We start from the raw sequence: 17,947 nt of genomic DNA, 5'->3' as shown, positions 1-17,947 counted from the left end.
CATGAGCGACCAGAACCAGTCAGCCGGCCAGCACCCGGACCGCACCGTCGTCCTCACCGGGGCCGCCTCACCGCGGGGCATCGGCCGCGCCACCGCCCACCACCTGGCCGAGGCCGGGTGGGACGTCGGGGTCATCGACCTCGACCAGACGGCGAGCGAGCAGGTCGCCGCCGAGATCCGCGAACAGCACGGTGTGCGGGCCGTCGGTGTCGGTGCGGACGTCGCCGACGAGTCCGCCGTCCGTGCGGCCTTCGACACGATCGAGGCCGAACTCCGGCCGATCAGCGCACTCGTGAACCTGGCCGGGGTCTCCTCCGCGCACGCCTACCTCGACCTGCCCGAGGGGGAGTGGCACCGGGTGCTGTCGATCAACCTCGACGGCGTGCACTTCGCCAGCCTGCGGGCGGCGGAGACGATGGTGCGGTCCGGCTACGGGCGCATCGTGAACCTGTCGTCCGTCTCCGCCCAGCGCGGCGGCGGCACCTTCAGCAAGACCCCGTACACGGTGGCGAAGGCCGGTGTGATCGGCCTCACCCGTGGTCTGGCACGCGAGCTCGGCCCACGCGGCGTCACGGTCAACGCGATCGCCCCCGGTCCGATCGACACCGACATCATGGGCGGCACCCTGTCCGAGGAGCGGAAGGCCGAGATGGCCGCCGACGGCGTGCTGCCGCGCATCGGCACCCCGCGGGACATCGCCGCGGCCGTCGCGTACCTGATCAGCGAGGACGCCGGGTTCGTCACGGGCCAGACGCTCAACGTCGACGGCGGCCTGTACATGCACTAGGGCCAGCCGCCCACGGAACGCGCGCCGACCGGGCGACGCGATCCGTGCCTCCCGTCCGGACGACCGAACCGACCGCCGGACGCCAGAACGACCGCACCGTGCTCGCAAAGGAGCGAACCCGTGTCACTACCCCCTGCCCCCGCGCTCGGGTCGACGAACGACCCCGGCCTGAAGTCCGCCATCGGCAAGGCGACGAAGCACCTCATGCCGATGCTCGTCATCCTGTACTTCGTCGCGTTCCTCGACCGCACGAACGTCGGCTTCGCCGAAGAGGCCCTCCGCGTCGACCGCGGTATCTCCGACGCCGCCTTCGCCCTGGGCGCCGGCATCTTCTTCATCGGCTACGCGATCTTCGAGATCCCGTCGAACCTGCTGCTCAAGCGGTTCGGTGCGCGCTTCTGGCTCGCCCGCATCGCCGTCACGTGGGGCATCGTCGCCGCACTGTTCGCCTTCACGACGAACGACACGATGTTCATCGTCCTGCGGTTCATCCTCGGAGTGACAGAAGCGGGGCTGTTCCCGGGCGTGATCATGTACCTGTCCGAGTGGTTCCCGAACAAGGTGCGCGTGCGCATGTTCGCGATCTTCTACCTGGCGCAGCCGTTCTCGCAGATGATCGGCGCCCCGCTGTCCGGCGGCCTCATCAGCGTCGGTGACCAGGTCACGCCGTTCCACGGCTGGCAGGTCATGTTCGCCGGCGAGGGGATCCTCGCGGTGCTGGCGGGCATCGCGGCCCTGGTGTTCCTGACGAACAGTCCGCAGCAGGCGAAGTGGCTCGAACCGGGCGAGAAGGCGTCGCTCACCGCGGCCATGGAGCGCGAGGACACCGCCCGCAGCGAGGACGGCCCGAAGGGCATCTGGCGCGCGATGGCCAGCGGGCGCGTCTGGTACTTCACGATCATCTACTTCTGCCTGCAGGTCGCGGTGTACGGCACGACGTTCTACCTGCCGCAGCAGGTGTCCTCGCTGCTCGGACAGGACGTCGGTTGGCAGGTCGGTCTGGTGTCCGCGATCCCGTGGCTCGTCGGGCTCGTCGCCTGCTACCTGATCGGCTCGCGTGCGGACTCCGTCGGACGTCGTCGTCGCTGGGGCACCCTGTTCTACGTCACGACCGGTCTGTCGATCCTCGGGTCCGCGTGGGCGGGTGCGAACGGGCAGCCCGTGCTCGGCATCCTGTTCATCACCCTGGCCGTCGCGAGCTTCCTGGCCGTCGGCCCGATCACCTGGGCGTACCCGACGGCGTTCCTGACCGGTGCCGCAGCCGCAGCGGGCATCGGCCTGATCAACTCGCTCGGCAACCTCGGCGGGTTCGTCGCCCCGATCATGCGCACCGCGATCAACGAGGTGGTGCCCACCGACAGCGGTGCGTTCGGCATCGTCTCGCTCGGCGTCCTGGCGTTCGTCGCCGCGGTGATGATCTTCTGCACCAAGTTCTTCCGCGGGGCCAAGGCCGACGAACTGCTCGACACCTCGCACGTCCGCACCACCGACCCGAAGGGCAGCAAGCGATGACCAGACTGTTCAACGACCCGGCGGACTTCGCCGACGAGGCGACCGACGGCTTCGTCGCCGCGAACGAGCGGTGGGTGCGGAAGGTGCACGGCGGGGTCGCCCGCTCCACCACGAGTCCCGACGGCACGGTCGCCGTCGTGATCGGTGGCGGCTCGGGGCACTACCCCGCGTTCGGCGGACTGGTCGGACACGGACTGGCCGCCGGTGCCGCGATGGGCAACCTGTTCGCCAGCCCCAGCGCCCAGCAGGTCACCGGGGTCGCGAAGGCCGCGGAGCACGGTGGCGGGGTGCTGCTCAGCTACGGCAACTACGCCGGTGACGTCCTGAACTTCGACGCCGCGGCGCGCACGCTCGAGGCCGACGGCATCCCGGTCCGGACGGTCCGCGTCACCGACGACGTGACGAGCGCTCCGGCCGACGACCGCGCGAAGCGCCGCGGCATCGCGGGTGACCTCTGCGTCTTCAAGGTGGCCGGCGCCGCCGCAGAGCGCGGGGACGACCTCGACACGGTCACCGCCGTCGCCGAACGGGCGAACGACCGGACGCGCAGCTTCGGCGTCGCGTTCTCCGGGTGCTCGCTGCCCGGCGCCGAGGAACCCCTGTTCACGGTCCCCGAGGGCCGGATGGCGGTCGGCATGGGCATCCACGGCGAGCGGGGCATCGACGAGACGGACGTGCCCACCGCGGACGGGCTGGCCGAGCTGCTGGTGTCCCGTCTGCTCGACGAACTGCCCGACGGCGTGGCACTCGAGGGCCAGCGGGTGGTCCCGATCCTGAACGGCCTGGGCTCGGTCAAGTACGAGGAGCTCTTCGTCGTCTACCGCTCGGTGCAGCGCCGACTGGCGGACGCCGGGGTCGTCATCGTGGAGCCCGAGGTCGGCGAACTCGTCACGAGCTTCGACATGGCCGGGGTCTCCCTGACGCTGTTCTGGCTCGACGACGAGCTCGAGGAACTCTGGGCAGCACCCGCGGACACACCCGCCTACCGCAAGGGCGGTGCGGTCGCCGAACAGCGAGTCGACCCGTCCACCGTGGCGGCGGACGCCGAGGGCGTCGGCATCGGCCCGGCGACCGACGAGTCCCGCGCGGTCGCCGAGCAGGTCGCCGCCGGGTTCGCCGCGATCCGCGCCGTCCTCGACGAGCACGCCGACGAACTCGGGCGCATCGACGCCGTGGCCGGTGACGGCGACCACGGCATCGGGATGCAGCGCGGATCGCACGCCGCCGACGTCGCAGCCGCCGACGCGGTCACCCGCGGTGCCGGTGCCGGCACCGTCCTGCTGGTCGCCGCGGACGCCTGGTCCGACAAGGCCGGCGGCACGTCTGGTGCGATCTGGGGTGCCGCCCTGGAGGCACTGGGTCGCGTGGTCGGGGACGACTCGCGTCCGTCGGGTGCCACCGTCGCGCAGGGGGTCCGCGCGGCCACCGAGGCCGTGCTCGCGTTCGGCGCCACCGTCGGTGACAAGACGATGGTGGACGCCCTGGTGCCGTTCGACGAGGTGCTCCGCACCCGGCTCGACGCCGGTGCGGCGCTCGCCGAGGCCTGGGGTGACGCCGTCCGTGCCGCCCGCGAAGCGGCCGACGCCACGGAGTCCCTGGTGCCGAAGATGGGCCGGGCGCGGACGCACGCCGACCAGGCCGTCGGCACCGCGGACCCCGGCGCGCTGTCCTTCGCCCTCGTCGTGGAGACGGTCGCGCCGTGATCACCGTCGGGGTGTCGCTGAAGACGTACTTCTCGCACGCCCGGACGCTGTCGTGGGCGGCCGAGGTCGCGGACATCGCCCGGCGACACCCCGCGGTGCGCTCGGGTGCGGCGTCGCTCTTCGTGGCGCCGACGTTCCCGGCGCTCGTGCCCGTCCGCGACCTGCTCTCCGGGTCGGGAGTGCTCCTCGCCGCGCAGGACCTGTCGTGGGCCGACGCGGGTGCGTTCACCGGCGAGGTCTCCGGCGCCGAACTGCGGGAGATCGGTGTCGACCTGGTCGAGATCGGGCACGCCGAACGGCGCTCCCTGTTCCACGAGGACGACGCGACGATCGCGGGGAAGGTGCACGCGGCCTTCCGGAACCACCTGCGTCCGCTGGTCTGCGTCGGGGAGCCGGACCGGGCCTCCGATCCGACGGAAGCGGTGGCGGCGGTGACCGCGCAGCTCGACCGGGCCGTCTCGACCGCCGTCGCGGACGGTCTCGCCGGACCCCTGACCGTCGCCTACGAACCGGTGTGGGCGATCGGCGCACCGGCACCCGCGCCGGACGACCACATCGTGGCGGTGCTCGCCGGGATCGAGCAGCGCCTCGCCACCCGGCCCGAGCTGCGCGGCAGCACCGTCCTCTACGGGGGCAGCGCCGGACCGGGTCTGCTCACCCGGGGGCAGGGGCGGATCGGCGGGCTGTTCCTCGGTCGGTTCGCGCACGACCCCGCAGCGGTCGAGGCGATCCTCGACGAGGTCGCGGCGCTCAGCTGAGCTGGTCGCGCACCGGCCGTGGGGCGCGACCGAGCAGTTCGCCGAGCAGCGGATCGGTGCCGGCGAACAGGCCCCGCTCGGCGGCCTGGTACATGCCGAGCAGGAACCCGACCATGTGCGGGTCCTGCCCCGCGGCCAGCGCACGGGCACGCCACTCGTCCTCGCCCAGGGCCTCGAACCCGATCGTCCGACCGGACACCTCGGACGCCTGCCGAGCCAGGTCGGCGAAGGTCGGCGCGTCCGGAGCGGTGAGCGTCACCGGCCCGTCGAACGGCTGATCGGCGAGCAGGATCGCGGCGGCTGCCTCGGCGGCGTCCCCGCGGGCGGTCCACGACACCGGGCCGTCGACGGGGACGGACACCGTGCCGGTCTCCTGCCACGGTCCCGTCATCCAGGCGGCGCTGTGCGCGTAGAAGCCGTTCCGCAGGCTCGTCCACGGTAGCCCGGAGTCGCGGAGCAGGTCCTCGGTGGCGGCGTGGTGCGCTGCGGGCACGAAGGGCGAACCGTGCGCGGCGCCCTGGTGGCTCGTGTACAGGACCCGGCCGACGCCGGCGTCGACGGCTGCGTCGACCGCGGCGCGGTGCAGCGCGACGGCGTCGGCGGCCGGGTCGCTCGACGAGACGAGCAGGAGCTGATCGGCGCCCGCGAAGGCTGCCGGCAGGGTCTCCGGTTCGGCGTAGTCGCCGCGGCGGACCTCGACGCCGCGGTCGGCGAACCGCTGTGCTCGGGCCGGATCACGGGCCACCACCGCCAGGTCGGACGGCGCGAGGTGCTCGAGCAGGTGGTCGGCGGTCGCGCCGTTGAGGGCTCCGGTGGCCCCGGTGATGACGATCATGACTTCTCCGTATCGGTGGAAACAGCACGTCGGTAGCGCTGGTAACACAGTGATAGCACAGATCCGTTATCGTTGTTCCGTGATCGAGCAGGGAAGCCAGCGCGACGAGACGCGTGCGCGCATCGTCGAGGTCGCCGGCACCATGCTGCGCGAACGCGGTGCCGCGGCGGTGACCACGCGGGCGGTCGCGGACGGCGCAGGCGTCCAGGCACCGACCATCTACCGGTTGTTCGGCGACAAGGACGGTCTGCTCGAAGCGGTCGCCGAGCACGCGATGGCGACGTTCTCGGCGATGAAGGCCGACGCCGTCCGGGCTGCTCGTGACGAGGCGACCGACCCCGTCGAGGACCTGCGCACCGGGTGGTCGATGACGATCGGCTTCGGGCTGGCGAACCCCGACCTGTTCGTACTGTTGAGCGACCCGGAGCGTGGCCGTCGGTCGGCAGCCGCCCGCGCCGGTACCGCGCTGCTCGCCGAACGCATCCGCCGGGTGGCCGAGGCCGGACGACTGGCCGTGCCGGAACACCGCGCGGTCGAGCTCGTGCACGCGGCCGGCACCGGTGCGGTGCTCGCGATCCTGGCCGCTCCGGCGGACGAGCGGGACCCGTCACTCGCCGATGACGTCCTCGACGCGGTGCTCGGGCGGATCCTCGTGCCGAGCGGGACGACGACGGACGACGGCGGCGCGGCCGCGGGTGGTCGCGGTCGGGGGCGTGACGCCGTGACGAGCGCCGCGATCACGCTCCGTGCCGCAGCGCCCCGGCTCGATCGACTGTCGGCAGCCGAGCGGACGATGCTCGCGGAGTGGCTCGACCGGATCGCCGCGGACTAGTCCTCGCGGGTGCCCGCCAGCCCGTGGTCGTGTGCGTAGACGACGAGCTGCACCCGGTCGCGCAGCGACAACTTGCCCAGGATGCTCGAGATCTGGGTCTTCACCGTCGACTCGGTGACGTACTCCCTGGTGGCGATCTCGGCGTTCGAGAGCCCACGGGACGCCCACCCGAACACGACGCGCTCCCGCTCGGTCAGGGTCGCGAACTCCGGCGGCTGCGGTGCGGGGGCCCGCGCCACGTCGGTGCCGAACAGCTGCGCGAGGTCGTTCGGTGCGATGACCGAGCTGCCCTCGTGCACGGCCCGCACCGCGGCGAACAGGAACGGCGGCGTGGTGTCCTTGAGCAGGAACCCGCTGGCGCCGAGCCGGATCGCGGTCGCCGCCGCCGGGTCGAGACCGAAGGTGGTGAGCACGACGACGCGCGGCAGCGGACCCGCGACGGTGCCGGAGTAGAGCTGCCGGACGGTCTCCACGCCGTCCATTCCGGCCATCCGCATGTCGAGCAGCACCACGTCGGGGCGCACCTCGGGGATGAGCGCGAGCGCTTCGGCCCCGTCGGAGGCCTCGCCGACCACACGCATGTCCTCCTGGGCGTCGAGCACCACCCGGAGCCCGGCGCGGAACAGCGCCTGGTCGTCGGTGAGCAGGATCCTGATCGGCTCGGTCATCGGACGGGTCCCCCTTGGACGTCGAACGGGATGCGGGCGCGTGCCGTGAACACGTCGTCCAGCACGGCGGCGTCGAACGACCCACCGAGGGCGCCGAGGCGCGAGTCCATGCCGTCGATCCCGCGGCCGGAGCCAGCGGTGGTGCCGTCTCCGGCGACGTTCTCGACCTCGAGCACCAGGTCGGCGTTCCGCCAGGTCTCCCGCACGACGACCGGGTTGCCGGGGGCGCCGTGGCGCAGGGCGTTCGTGAGCATCTCCTGCAGCACGCGGCGGGCGGCCGTGCCGGTGTCCGGGCGCAGGGCCAGCGGGACCCCGCGCACCGTGCGGTCGACGTCGACCCCGGCGTCGCGGATGCCCTGCACGATCTCCTCGAGCGAGCCCGGGCCGGTCGCCTCGGCGGAGCCGTCGATGTGCCCGAGGACCTGTCGGACCTCGACCAGGGAGCTGCGGGCGGTGCTCGCGATGGTGGCGCTGACCGCTCGGATGCGCGCCTCGTCGTCGAGGAACGGCACCGAGTCGGCCTGCGCGATGATGACCGCGAGCGAGTGGCCGACGACGTCGTGCACGTCGCGGGCGATGTCCGCGCGGATGCGTTCGGACTCGGCGACGTCGATCGCGCGGGTGGCGGTGGCCTCGGCCTCGGTGGCGACGGCCTCGGCACGCGATGCTGCGGCCTCGGCGTCGGCACGGCGCTCCGACTCGCGGTCGCGGGAGCGGAAGGCCCGGACGGCGACCCCGCCCGCCCAGACCCCGAGCAGCGCGGTCACCGGGGCGGCCATCGCCAGGAACGCCTGGTCGCGCGGGCCGTTGATGAGCACGAGGAACCGGAAGCCGGTCGACGCCAGGTAGACCGTGGCCCCCGCCCCGGCGACGACCGCGAGCACGCCGGAGACGACGACCTCGGTGCGGGTGCCCACGACCGCGGCGGTGCCGATCACGACGAAGAGCGCGAGGTCCACCAGCGACGGACGCTCGCCGCCACCAACCTGGATCACCCCGAGGACGACGACCATCGCCATCGCGGCGGACGGGGAGATGCGACGCAGGGCGATCGCCACCGAGGCCGACAGGACCGCGGCGAGGCTCGCGTGCTCGAGCTCGAGGTCGATGGGCAGCAGGAAGACGAACGCCGCCAGGACCGCCCAGGCCACGTCGATGACGATCGACCGGGTGGCGAGCGGCCGGAGGAACCTGCCGCGTTCGGTCACGAGAGCGATCCTCCCATGCCGTACCGGCGTCACGCGGGCGGGGCCATGGCCATCAGTGCGATGACGGTGGCGACCACGATCGCCGCGCAGAGCAGCAGGGTGGCGATCGTGTGCTTGGTCGAGGTCTGCATGCTCCCAGCCTGCGCAACCGGACGGCCGAGGGCATCGGGCGGTCGACCGAAGGGCCTCGTCCTGCCGGGTGAAGCCGACGGTTGACCCGGATCCGTGGAACGGCGCATCCGGGACACCCTCTGCGTGATCCGGCCACCTTGGACGGCCGCTCAGTGCCCCCGGCGAACCATCGGCCGTGCAATTGCTCGATCGAGACGAAGGAGCACGATTTGTACTTCCACAAGCAGGAACTCCAGTTCACGGCAACGCCCGACAAGCCCGACGCGATCTACGCCCGCAAGCTGCAGGAGGTGCTCGGTGGCCAGTACGGAGAGATCTCCGTCGCGCTGCAGTACCAGTTCCAGGCGTGGAACATGCACATCCCCGGCAAGTACCGCGACATGGTGTTCGGCATCGGCGCCGAGGAGATGGGCCACGTCGAGATGCTCGCGACGATGATCGCGCAGCTGCTCGAGAAGTCCCCGCTCGGCATCACCGAGGACGCGCTGCAGGACGACCCCACGGTCGCCGCGATCGTCGGCGGCACCGACGTCCAGCACGCGATCGTCGCCGGTGCGGGTGCCCGCCCGGTGGACAGCAACGGCAACCCCTGGCAGGGCTCGTACATCACCGCCAGCGGCAACCTGCTCGCCGACTTCACGGCGAACGAGAACGCCGAGATGCAGGGTCGTGTGCAGGCCGCCCGGCTCTACCACATGACCGACGACCACGGCGTGCGGGACCTGCTGTCCTTCCTCATCGCCCGCGACACCATGCACCAGAACATGTGGGCGACCGCTGCCGCCGAGCTGCGCGAGAAGGGCGTCGAGGGCTTCCCCGTCCCGAGCAACTTCCCGCAGTCGAAGGAGAACCAGGAGGTCAACTACCAGTACCTCAACTTCTCCGACGGTGCCGAGGCGAAGAACGGCCCGTGGGCGAGCGGCCCCTCGTTCGACGGCAAGGGCGAGTACTCGTACCACGACGGCCCGACCACCTCGGTCCCGATGCCCCCGCCCACGCACCCCGACGTCCGGCTCTACGGCACCACCGAGCTGCCGAACGTCGTCGAGAAGACGGCCGGCCTGGTGCAGGACAAGCTGAACAAGGAGTAGTCCCGACGGTCGCCCACGCGACCGACGGAACGACAGGAGGCCCGGCGCACGACGTGCACCGGGCCTCCTGTCCGTCAGGTGGTCACCGCACCGACGGGGCGGACCCGCCCACGGTCATCAGCGCCCCCGTCTCGGGTTCTTCGTCGCGTGGTGCCTCGAAGATGCCCGAGTAGGCGCGCACCGCGCTCCACCCCGCGATCAGCAGGGCCGTGCCGAGGACCGCCGCGACCCAGGGGGCCAGGAGCGACTGCTCGAACAGCCGGGGCGCGGCGACCCAGGTCAGGAACGTGCCGGTCAGGCTGCCGGTGGCCCCGAGGAGCAGGGCGGTGCGCCGGTCCAGGCTCGTCAGCGCGAGCGCCGCGGTGACGACGAGGACCGCGACCACCGCGTTCAGCAGGACGGACGTCATCGCTCAGCTCCTCACTCGGCGGCGCCGGAACCGGCGGCGCCGGAGCCGACCGCGAGATGCTCGGACGCGCCACCGACGGTGACGGCGATCTTGCGCGGCTTCGCGGACTCCTTGACGGGGATCGTGACGCTCAGCACGCCGTTGTCGTACCCGGCGGTGATGCGCTCGGCGTCCAGACCGTCGCCGAGCGTCAGCTGCCGGACGAACGTGCCCGGCTGGCGCTCACGGGTGAGCCACTGCGAGCCCTCGGGTGCGCCCAGGGTGCGCTCGGCGCGGATGGTCAGGACGGAACCGTCCACGTCGATGTCGACCGAGCCCGGGTCGATGCCGGGCAGGTCGACGTCGAGGACGTAGTGGTCCCCGGTGCGGTACAGGTCCATCGGCATCGAGCGCGGTCCGGCGGCGGTGCCGAGGAGCGAACCCGCGAGTCGGTCGAGCTCGCGGAACGGATCGAAGTTCATCGTCATCGAAATCAACTCCTTCGTGGTTCTCGTTGAGTCCCCTCGACTCAACTGCCACCGTTTTAGCACTCGACCCTGGTGAGTGCCAAAAGATCGCTCGGAGGACGCCGAGAACTCAGCCGAGCAGGGGCTCGAGCCGCGCGACCGCTGTCCGCAGGTGCACCAGGGCCTGGCCAGGGGACTCCACCCGGGCCGCGGGCGCGGACAACGTCAGCCCCGCCACGAGCTCACCGCGCTCGCCGCGGACGGGCAGTGCCAGGCACCCGAAGCCCCGCACGAAGGCACCGACCTGCGACGCCGAGGCACCGCCGGCTGCGTGCAGCCGGCCCATCGCGCTCGACCCGGGTGCCGATCGCAGGGCGGTCGCGTCGAGGAGCGGAAAGTCCGGGTCGACGTCGACGTCGCAGATCCCGTCGGCGTCGTACCGGGCCAGGTGCACCCCGGCGCGGACCGCCGAGCGCACGTCGGACAGCACGGACCGGACGGCGCGGGGGAGTGGTGGGACCGACGGGGCAGCGGCCGGGGCGACGCCGGCGAGCTCCGAGACCTTGTGCCCCAGTGCGAAGCCGCGCAGGTCCGGCAGCCGCACCAGGTACTCGTCCTCCACGAGCAGCGTGATGAGCCGGTAGGTGGTCGCCCGCGGCATCCCGAGCGCGTCCGAGATCTGCTGGGCGGTGACGCCGGGCCCGGCGTGCGCGACCGCCTCGAGCACCGCGAGGGCGTTCTGGATCGCCTTCGGCTGCCGCGCGCGGAGACCGGGTTCGCTCACCGCACCTCCGTCCCGTGGCCGGGTCCGGCGGACGACCGGGAGGCGCCCAGCAGGTCCGCCTCGACCGGCACGTCGTACACCGCCCGGCTCCGACCCCGTCGCCAGGGTCGCCGACGGGTCGCCACCAGGAACGCGACGACGACCGCGGTGACCGCCCCGACGGCGAGGACGACGGCCGGCCACCGGGGCGATGCGGCCTCGACCCCGGCGTAGGTGAGCAGCACGGCGGTGAGCAGGACGCCGGTCGTCACCGCGGTGGTCGCCACCCCGGTCGTCAGCTCGCCGATGCGGCGCAGGAACACCGGGGCCGCGAAGCACGTCATCGCGTACGCCGTCAGGTATCCGAGTGCCGCGACGACCAGTTCGGCCTCCATCAGGGACCAGGTCGGGATGCCGGTGAGGAGCCCGAGGACGGGCAGCGCGGTCAGCACCGAGCACGCCAGCACGCCCGCGACGAAGGGTGTCCGGAACCGGGGCGACGCCCGCCCGAGCGCTGCGGGCAGCACCCCTTCACGGCCCATCGCGAACAGCACCCGGACGAGCGCCGTCGTCGAGGCGATCGCGCACGCGGCGAACGAGGCGGCGATCCCGAGGTCGAGCGCCCACCCGACCCACTGCATGCCGAAGGCCGTGGCGAGCTCGTTGACCGGCGACGCGCTCGTGGCGAGGTCGGCGCCGATCGCGGCGAACCCGGTCTGCTGGGCGGCAGCGCTCACGACGTAGAGCACGCCCGCGACCAGGACGGTCCACGAGATCGCGCGGGGGATCGCCTGGAACGGACGCCGGGCCTCCACGCCGAGCACCGACGCGCTCTCGAACCCGACGAAGGCGGTGACCGCGAGCGCCGTGCCCACCGCGAAGGGCGCCGGTGCGGTCGGGCCGAGTGCGAGGGCGGACGTGTCGACGGGCTGCAGCCGTGCGACCAGGGCGACGATCAGCACGACGATGACGGCGACAGACAGGGTCTCTACGAGCAGGGTGAGGCGCGTCGACAACCGGACCCCGAGGGCGATGACGGCGAACACCGCTGCACCCATGGCGGTGATCACCACGACCGTGACCAGGGAGCCGGTGCCGGCCGTCGGGACGAACCGGGACAGCAGGTAGTCGAGGTAGTAGCCGCTGCCGGTGAGCGAGAACATGGCGATGAACCCGTAGCCGAGCAGCAGTGCGGCGCCCGCGACCACACCGGCCGCCGGCCCCAGGCCGAGCGAGACGTAGGTGTAGAGCGAGCCGGTGCCCGCCACGCGTCGGACGAACTGGTTCACGGTGCGTCCGACCAGGAACGACAGCGCCATCGCGGCGAGCAGGGACCACGTCGCGCCCTGCCCGGCGACGGTCGCGACGAGCACCGGGATCGTCGTGGCCGCCGCCGACGGTGCGACCGCGGACACCGACTGCGCCAGCACGTCGACCGGGCCGATGCTCCGCCGGGACAGCCCGTCGACGGGGGAGCGCGTGCCGATGCCCGGCACCCGTGGCGGGTCGGCGATGGCACGGTCGAGCGCGGTCATGCGGCAACGGTACGGGGGCTGCGTTGCCCCGGTGTCTCGGTCGTGTTTCGCGGTGGTCTCGGGCAAATGAGACGCCTCGCCCGGGCCGTCCCATTCGGGTGCGTGCGGGTTTCACACCCGTGGAACGGGGGCGCAACGGCAGCGCGGGACCGTGGTCCCACCCCGACCCAGTCACCCGAACCGGAAGGCCACGATGTCCAGCATCACGAAGGACCCCGCGTCACTCGGAGCCGTACCCGCACCCCAGCGGACGATGCGCGGCTCGCTCGGCGTCACCGCGATCGTGTTCATGGTCGTCGCGGCCGCCGCCCCGCTCACCGTCGTCGGCGGTGCCGCCCCGCTCGGCATGCTGCTCGGCAACGGCGTCGGGTTCCCGTCGCTCTACGCCGCGTCCGCCGTGATCCTGCTGCTGTTCTCGGTGGGGCTGGCGGCGATGACCCGGCACCTGCCACGACCCGGCGCCTTCTTCACGTTCGTGGGCCACGGGCTCGGTCGTCCGGCCGGTGCGGGAGCGGCCACCCTGGCGCTGCTGACCTACACGACGATCCAGGTCAGCGTGCACGGCTACATCGGGTACCTGCTCGGGGTGACCGTCACGGGCCTCGGTGGACCGGACATCCCCTGGTACGTGTGGTCCCTGGTCGTCGTGGCGCTCGTCGGGGTGCTGGGTTACCGGCACATCGACCTGTCGAGCAAGGTCCTCGGCGTCCTGCTCGTCGGCGAGGTCGGGATCGTGCTCGTCCTGGTCGCCGCGATCGTGTTCCGGGGCGGTGCCGACGGGCTCTCGCTCGCGCCGTTCGAACCGACCCACGTCATGTCCGGCTCGCCCGGCGTCGGCCTCATGTTCGCCATCGCGGCGTTCATCGGGTTCGAGGCCACCGCGATCTTCCGCGACGAGGCGAAGGACCCGGAGCGCACGATCCCGCGGGCCACCTACACCGCCGTCATCGGCATCGGGGTGTTCTACACGCTGGCGTCGTGGGGACTCGTGATGGCCTGGGGTCCGGACGGTGTGCTCGCCGAGGCCGCGAAGGACCCGGGCGCGCTCATCCTCACCACGGCGGCGCGGTACATCGGCACCGCGGGCGAGGCCGTCATGAACGTGCTGCTGCTCACGAGCATGTTCGCCTGCGTCCTGTCCTTCCACAACGTCATCACCCGGTACCAGCACTCGATGGCGAACGCCTCGCTCCTGCCCGGTCGTCTCGGCACGGTGCACCGCAAGCACGAGTCACCGCACACCTCGAGCGTCGTGCAGACCGTCACCGCCGCCGTGCTCATGGTCCTGTTCGCCGTCCTCGGCCTCGACCCGGTCCTGCAGGTCTTCAGCTGGTTCGCCGGCGTCGCCACCCTGGGCGTGGCGATCCTGATGGCCGCGACGAGCCTCGCCGTCATCGTGTACTTCCGCCGGAACCGCGCCGACCGCCGCATCTGGAACACCGTCATCGCCCCGGTCCTGGGGTTCGTCGGGCTCGTCGCCTCGGCCGTCCTGATCTGGGCGAACTTCCCGACGCTCGTCGGCGACGTCGACGGTTCCGGAGCGAGCGTCTTCGGTGTCGTCAGCACCGTGCTCACCGGCCTCGTCGTGGTCGTGCCCGCCGTCGGCGTGCTGCAGGCCGTGGTGCTGCGCCGGCGCGACCGCCGCCGCTACGACCAGATGCTCGACCGTCTCGCCAGTGACGGCTGACCGATCCACCCGACCCGCGCCTCCAGACCGAACCGAAGGAACCACCAGCATGACCCTCACCGATCCCGTCACCGCCACCACCCACCCGCTCGCGAACCTGAGCCCCGACGAGTTCACCGCCGTCCGCGACGTCGTCACGGCGCAGCCGGACTGGACCGACACCACGCGCTTCGTCTACGTCGGCCTCGAGGAGCCGCACAAGCAGCAGGTCCTGGCCTGGCAGGCCGGCGACGGTCCCCTGCCGGACCGCCGCGCCCGCGTGATGCTCCTCGACATGGCGACCGGACGCTCCACCGACGGCGTCGTCTCGATCACCGACCGGATCGTCCTGTCCACCGACGTGCTCGACGGGTCCCGTGGACAGCTGCCCGTCCTCATCGAGGAGTTCGACGCCGTCGGCGAGATCGCGAACGCGGACGAGCGCTGGGTCGCCGCCCTGGCGAAGCGCGGCCTGACGCCGGACGAGGTGAAGTGCGTCCCGCTGTCGGCCGGGTACTACGACTACCCCGAGGAGGAGGGGCGCCGGATCCTCCGCGTGCTCGCCTTCCGCCAGGACCACCCCGCCGACCACGTCTGGGCGCACCCCGTGGACGGCCTGTCCGTGTACGTCGACGCCGCCAACCGCGCGGTGACCCGCATCGTGGACGTCGCGGAGATGCCCGTGCCCGCCACGTCCGGCAACTTCGACGACCCGGCGGTGCAGGGCGAACCGCTCGACCTCAAGCCGATCGTCATCACGCAGCCCGAGGGGCCGTCGTTCTCGGTCGACGGCGAGTTCGTCGAGTGGGCGAACTGGCGGTTCCAGGTCGGGTTCGACGCCCGCGAGGGGCTCGTGCTCCGGCAGCTGTCGTGGCAGGACGGTGCGCGGCTGCGGCCGATCGTCTACCGGGCCTCGATCGACGAGATGCTCGTGCCCTACGGCGACCCGTCACCGGTGCGGTTCTGGCAGAACTACTTCGACACCGGCGAGTACCTGTTCGGACGCTTCACCAACTCGCTCGAGCTCGGCTGCGACTGCGTCGGCGAGATCAAGTACTTCGACGCCGTCCTGGCCGACGAGCTCGGCAACCCGCAGACCATCCGCAACGGCATCTGCATGCACGAGGAGGACTTCGGCACGCTGTGGAAGCACGGGGACATCTACACCGGGTCGCAGGAGGTCCGGCGCTCCCGTCGGCTGGTGATCTCGTTCTTCACCACCGTCGGCAACTACGACTACGGGTTCTACTGGTACCTGTACCTCGACGGCACGATCGAGTGCGAGGCGAAGCTCACCGGCGTCCTCTTCACCTCGTCGTACCCGGGTCGGACGGAGTCCGGTGCGGACTACCCGTACGCCTCCGAGGTCGCGCCCGGCCTCGGTGCCCCGTACCACCAGCACCTGTTCTCGGCGCGGCTGGACATGATGGTCGACGGGCTGTCGAACGCGGTGGACGAGGTCGACGCCGTCCGGGTCCCCGTCGGCCCGGGCAACGAGCACGGCAACGCGTTCACGAAGTCGGTCACCCGGCTGTCGTCCGAGTCGTCCTCCGGCCGTCTCGCCGACGCGTCGAAGGCCCGGACGTGGTTCATCTCGAACACCGAGGAGCGCAACCACCTCGACCGCCCGACCGGGTACGTGCTGTACCCGCAGGACGCCCCGGTGCTGCTCGCGGACGACTCGTCGTCGGTGGCCGCACGCGCCGAGTTCGCACGGAAGCACCTCTACGTGACGCAGTACGATCCGGCCGAGCGCTTCGCCGCCGGTGACTTCGTGCACCAGAACCCCGGCGGGGACGGTGTCGCCCGGTACGTGCAGGGTGACCGTCCGCTCGACGGCGAGGACATCGTGCTGTGGCACACCTTCGGCCCCACGCACTTCCCCCGGCCCGAGGACTGGCCCGTCATGCCCGTCGACTACGCCAAGTTCACGCTCAAGCCGTACGGGTTCTTCCCGCGGAACCCGGCCCTGAACGTGCCGGCGTCGATCGGGGCGGCGGCCGGGTCGCACTGCTCGCACCACGTCTCCGGCGCCGTCGAGGCCGCACACGACGCAGCCGAGCACCAGCACGACCACGGGCACGACCACGGGGACGGGCACTGACGTGACCGACCTGCTCGGGCTCGCGGCCATCGTGCCGGCGTCGGCCGGGGCCTGCTGCACGGTCGGGGCATGGCGCCCCGGCCGTGCGGTCGACGTGGTCGCCGCGGTCGCGATGGTGGCGGCGATGGTCGACGGGGCGTTCGGACCCCGGGTCCTGCCGGGTGTCCTGTGGTTCCTGGTGCTGGCGTTCCTCGCCGTGGTGGTCGCCGGGGTGCACCGGTTGCAGTCCACGTCCGCCTGGAGGCGCGGGTCGGCTCAGCCGCCGGGCGCGGCCTCCGCACACGGCCGGTACGGGCGACTGCACGCCGCCCTGGGCCTGCTCGTGATGGGCGCGATGGGTGTCGGCATGGCGCACGACGCCGGCGCCGCGGGGATGCACCAGCACCTCGGGGTGGTCGCGGTGACGTGGCAGGTGGTGCTCGGCGGGTTGACCCTCGGGTACCTGGTGCTCACCGTCCACATGCTCCGTGACGGCGTCCGGCGACGTTCGCGTCCGCTGCCGCTGGTCGAGACCCTGGCGATGGGGGTCGCGGTCGCGGTGATGTCCGCGGCGATGGTCTGAAGCGCGTGCCGCGTGCCGCCGAACCGTTCGGCGCGCAAAACGTACACAGCGCGAATGGTTCGTTGAACTGACCGTTCACTTTGTGAAAGAGTTCAGCCGTCCGCAGGGGACACACGGCAAGCAAGAAGGGCGGGACACGACATGCACAGCACGTACTCCGGGATGCCTCGGACGGCACGGATCGGTGGCAGCCACACCCGCGTCGGTCTCACCGACCCGGCGATCATCGACGCCTACGTCGAGCGTCGCATCCAGGACCCCTCGCTGCTCGCCGGTCGTTCCGAACCGTCCTACGCGGACTTCTTCAGCACGCCTGCCGTTTAGCAAGGAGCGCATGACCCCATGCCGTTGACCGTCGTCCGTCGAGAGCACGTCCACCTCTACGCCCGCGAACCCGAGTCCGGGGTCGCGAAGACCGCCGTCGACGCGCTGCTCCGCCTGCAGCACGCCGAGGACCAGCAGATCGAGTCCGCCCGCATCGAGAGCGGCCTGTCGAAGAACGAGTTCCTCGCCGTCCGGTACATGCTCCAGGCACACCGGGACGGCCGCACCATGGGCCCGAAGGACCTCGCCGTGATGCTCGCCGTCTCGAACGCCTCGGTCACCAAGATCGTCGACGGGCTCGTGCAGAAGGGCCTGCTGTCGCGTACGGCGCACCCCACCGACCGTCGTGCGCAGGTGCTCGCCCCGACCGACCAGGCCGCCGAGAAGATCGACGCCTCGTACGCGCGCTTCCACGCGGCCGTCGTCGAGGTGCTCGAGCAACTCCCCGACGCGGACAACGCCGTCCTCGCCGACTCGCTCACGAAGATCGTCGACGCGCTCGCCGCGGGCACGCCCGCGCCGGTCGACGAGTACACGGTCGACGACCAGGACTGACGCGAGCGCGCCCGGCTGACGCGACCCGGCGGGTGCGACGCGACCCCGATACGGACT

The 17,947-nt window shown here is 71.9% G+C and carries 18 protein-coding genes; 11 read left to right on the top strand and 7 right to left on the bottom strand.

The genetic code is table 11. From position 1 onward, the window contains the following. Position 1: 1 nt before the first annotated feature. The 4 genes from DEJ01_RS02175 to DEJ01_RS02160 all read left to right on the top strand — a co-directional run bounded on the left by DEJ01_RS02175 (position 2) and on the right by DEJ01_RS02160 (position 4,760). Complete coding sequence (locus tag DEJ01_RS02175) at positions 2–787, top strand: SDR family NAD(P)-dependent oxidoreductase (RefSeq protein WP_111092093.1); 786 nt, start codon at positions 2–4, stop codon at positions 785–787. 120 nt (positions 788–907) lie between these two features. Next, positions 908–2,299, top strand: coding sequence for an MFS transporter (locus DEJ01_RS02170; protein ID WP_071404417.1), 1,392 nt, complete (start codon positions 908–910; stop codon positions 2,297–2,299). Next, positions 2,296–4,002, top strand: a complete 1,707-nt coding sequence (locus tag DEJ01_RS02165) for a dihydroxyacetone kinase family protein (protein WP_111092092.1) — start codon at positions 2,296–2,298, stop codon at positions 4,000–4,002. Before DEJ01_RS02170 ends, DEJ01_RS02165 begins: the two co-directional genes overlap by 4 nt. Beyond that, entirely contained in the window at positions 3,999–4,760 is a 762-nt protein-coding gene (locus tag DEJ01_RS02160) for a triose-phosphate isomerase family protein (protein ID WP_111092091.1), read from the top strand. The genes DEJ01_RS02165 and DEJ01_RS02160 overlap by 4 nt, the downstream gene beginning before the upstream one ends. Here the strand turns inward: DEJ01_RS02160 and DEJ01_RS02155 are convergent. Further along, positions 4,753–5,595, bottom strand: coding sequence for an NAD(P)H-binding protein (locus DEJ01_RS02155; RefSeq protein WP_111092090.1), 843 nt, complete (start codon positions 5,593–5,595; stop codon positions 4,753–4,755). The two genes, DEJ01_RS02160 and DEJ01_RS02155, sit on opposite strands and share 8 nt — an antisense overlap. 79 nt (positions 5,596–5,674) lie before the next feature. On the opposite strand from DEJ01_RS02155, the gene DEJ01_RS02150 reads away from it, so the two are divergent. Next, a complete protein-coding gene (locus DEJ01_RS02150) occupies positions 5,675–6,427 on the top strand; it encodes a TetR/AcrR family transcriptional regulator (RefSeq protein WP_258375623.1) in 753 nt (250 codons plus the stop codon). Here the strand turns inward: DEJ01_RS02150 and DEJ01_RS02145 are convergent. Together DEJ01_RS02145 and DEJ01_RS02140 are read right to left on the bottom strand one after the other, a co-directional pair. After that, positions 6,424–7,095 (bottom strand): response regulator transcription factor, encoded by a 672-nt coding sequence (locus DEJ01_RS02145; RefSeq protein ID WP_111092088.1) that lies wholly within the window; start codon positions 7,093–7,095, stop codon positions 6,424–6,426. The two genes, DEJ01_RS02150 and DEJ01_RS02145, sit on opposite strands and share 4 nt — an antisense overlap. Then, positions 7,092–8,303, bottom strand: a complete 1,212-nt coding sequence (locus DEJ01_RS02140; RefSeq protein WP_244993310.1) for a sensor histidine kinase — start codon at positions 8,301–8,303, stop codon at positions 7,092–7,094. The genes DEJ01_RS02145 and DEJ01_RS02140 overlap by 4 nt, the downstream gene beginning before the upstream one ends. A gap of 341 nt (positions 8,304–8,644) precedes the next feature. Here DEJ01_RS02140 and DEJ01_RS02135 point away from each other — a divergent pair, with 341 nt between their 5' ends. Beyond that, positions 8,645–9,526: a manganese catalase family protein gene (locus DEJ01_RS02135; protein ID WP_027466970.1), complete on the top strand. Its 882-nt coding sequence runs from the start codon at positions 8,645–8,647 to the stop codon at positions 9,524–9,526. An 82-nt stretch (positions 9,527–9,608) separates the two neighbouring features. Here DEJ01_RS02135 and DEJ01_RS02130 read toward each other — a convergent pair whose 3' ends face one another. From DEJ01_RS02130 to DEJ01_RS02115, 4 genes are all read right to left on the bottom strand, one after another. Beyond that, positions 9,609–9,935, bottom strand: coding sequence for a hypothetical protein (locus DEJ01_RS02130; protein ID WP_071404424.1), 327 nt, complete (start codon positions 9,933–9,935; stop codon positions 9,609–9,611). Positions 9,936–9,946: 11 nt separating this feature from the next. Further along, positions 9,947–10,402, bottom strand: a complete 456-nt coding sequence (locus DEJ01_RS02125; protein ID WP_111092087.1) for an Hsp20/alpha crystallin family protein — start codon at positions 10,400–10,402, stop codon at positions 9,947–9,949. 109 nt (positions 10,403–10,511) lie between these two features. Then, the gene (locus DEJ01_RS02120) at positions 10,512–11,165 is read right to left on the bottom strand and encodes a helix-turn-helix domain-containing protein (RefSeq protein ID WP_258370710.1); all 654 of its coding nucleotides are present in this window, start codon (positions 11,163–11,165) and stop codon (positions 10,512–10,514) included. Beyond that, on the bottom strand, positions 11,162–12,679 hold the full coding sequence (locus DEJ01_RS02115; protein WP_111092086.1) for an APC family permease: 1,518 nt from the start codon (positions 12,677–12,679) through the stop codon (positions 11,162–11,164). The genes DEJ01_RS02120 and DEJ01_RS02115 overlap by 4 nt, the downstream gene beginning before the upstream one ends. 193 nt (positions 12,680–12,872) lie before the next feature. On the opposite strand from DEJ01_RS02115, the gene DEJ01_RS02110 reads away from it, so the two are divergent. From DEJ01_RS02110 to DEJ01_RS02090, 5 genes are all read left to right on the top strand, one after another. Continuing rightward, positions 12,873–14,366, top strand: coding sequence for an APC family permease (locus DEJ01_RS02110; protein ID WP_027466974.1), 1,494 nt, complete (start codon positions 12,873–12,875; stop codon positions 14,364–14,366). Positions 14,367–14,415: 49 nt separating this feature from the next. Beyond that, a complete protein-coding gene (locus DEJ01_RS02105; RefSeq protein WP_111092085.1) occupies positions 14,416–16,449 on the top strand; it encodes a primary-amine oxidase in 2,034 nt (677 codons plus the stop codon). 1 nt (position 16,450) lies between these two features. Continuing rightward, positions 16,451–17,011, top strand: coding sequence for a hypothetical protein (locus tag DEJ01_RS02100; protein WP_111028786.1), 561 nt, complete (start codon positions 16,451–16,453; stop codon positions 17,009–17,011). A gap of 141 nt (positions 17,012–17,152) precedes the next feature. Then, the gene (locus DEJ01_RS02095) at positions 17,153–17,335 is read left to right on the top strand and encodes a hypothetical protein (protein WP_071248776.1); all 183 of its coding nucleotides are present in this window, start codon (positions 17,153–17,155) and stop codon (positions 17,333–17,335) included. 18 nt (positions 17,336–17,353) lie between these two features. Beyond that, positions 17,354–17,890: a MarR family winged helix-turn-helix transcriptional regulator gene (locus DEJ01_RS02090; protein ID WP_071248777.1), complete on the top strand. Its 537-nt coding sequence runs from the start codon at positions 17,354–17,356 to the stop codon at positions 17,888–17,890. Positions 17,891–17,947: the final 57 nt, after the last annotated feature.

This window comes from Curtobacterium sp. MCLR17_040 (assembly GCF_003234735.1).
Taxonomy (GTDB): domain Bacteria; phylum Actinomycetota; class Actinomycetes; order Actinomycetales; family Microbacteriaceae; genus Curtobacterium; species Curtobacterium flaccumfaciens.
This window is presented reverse-complemented; position numbering and strand designations above follow the sequence as displayed.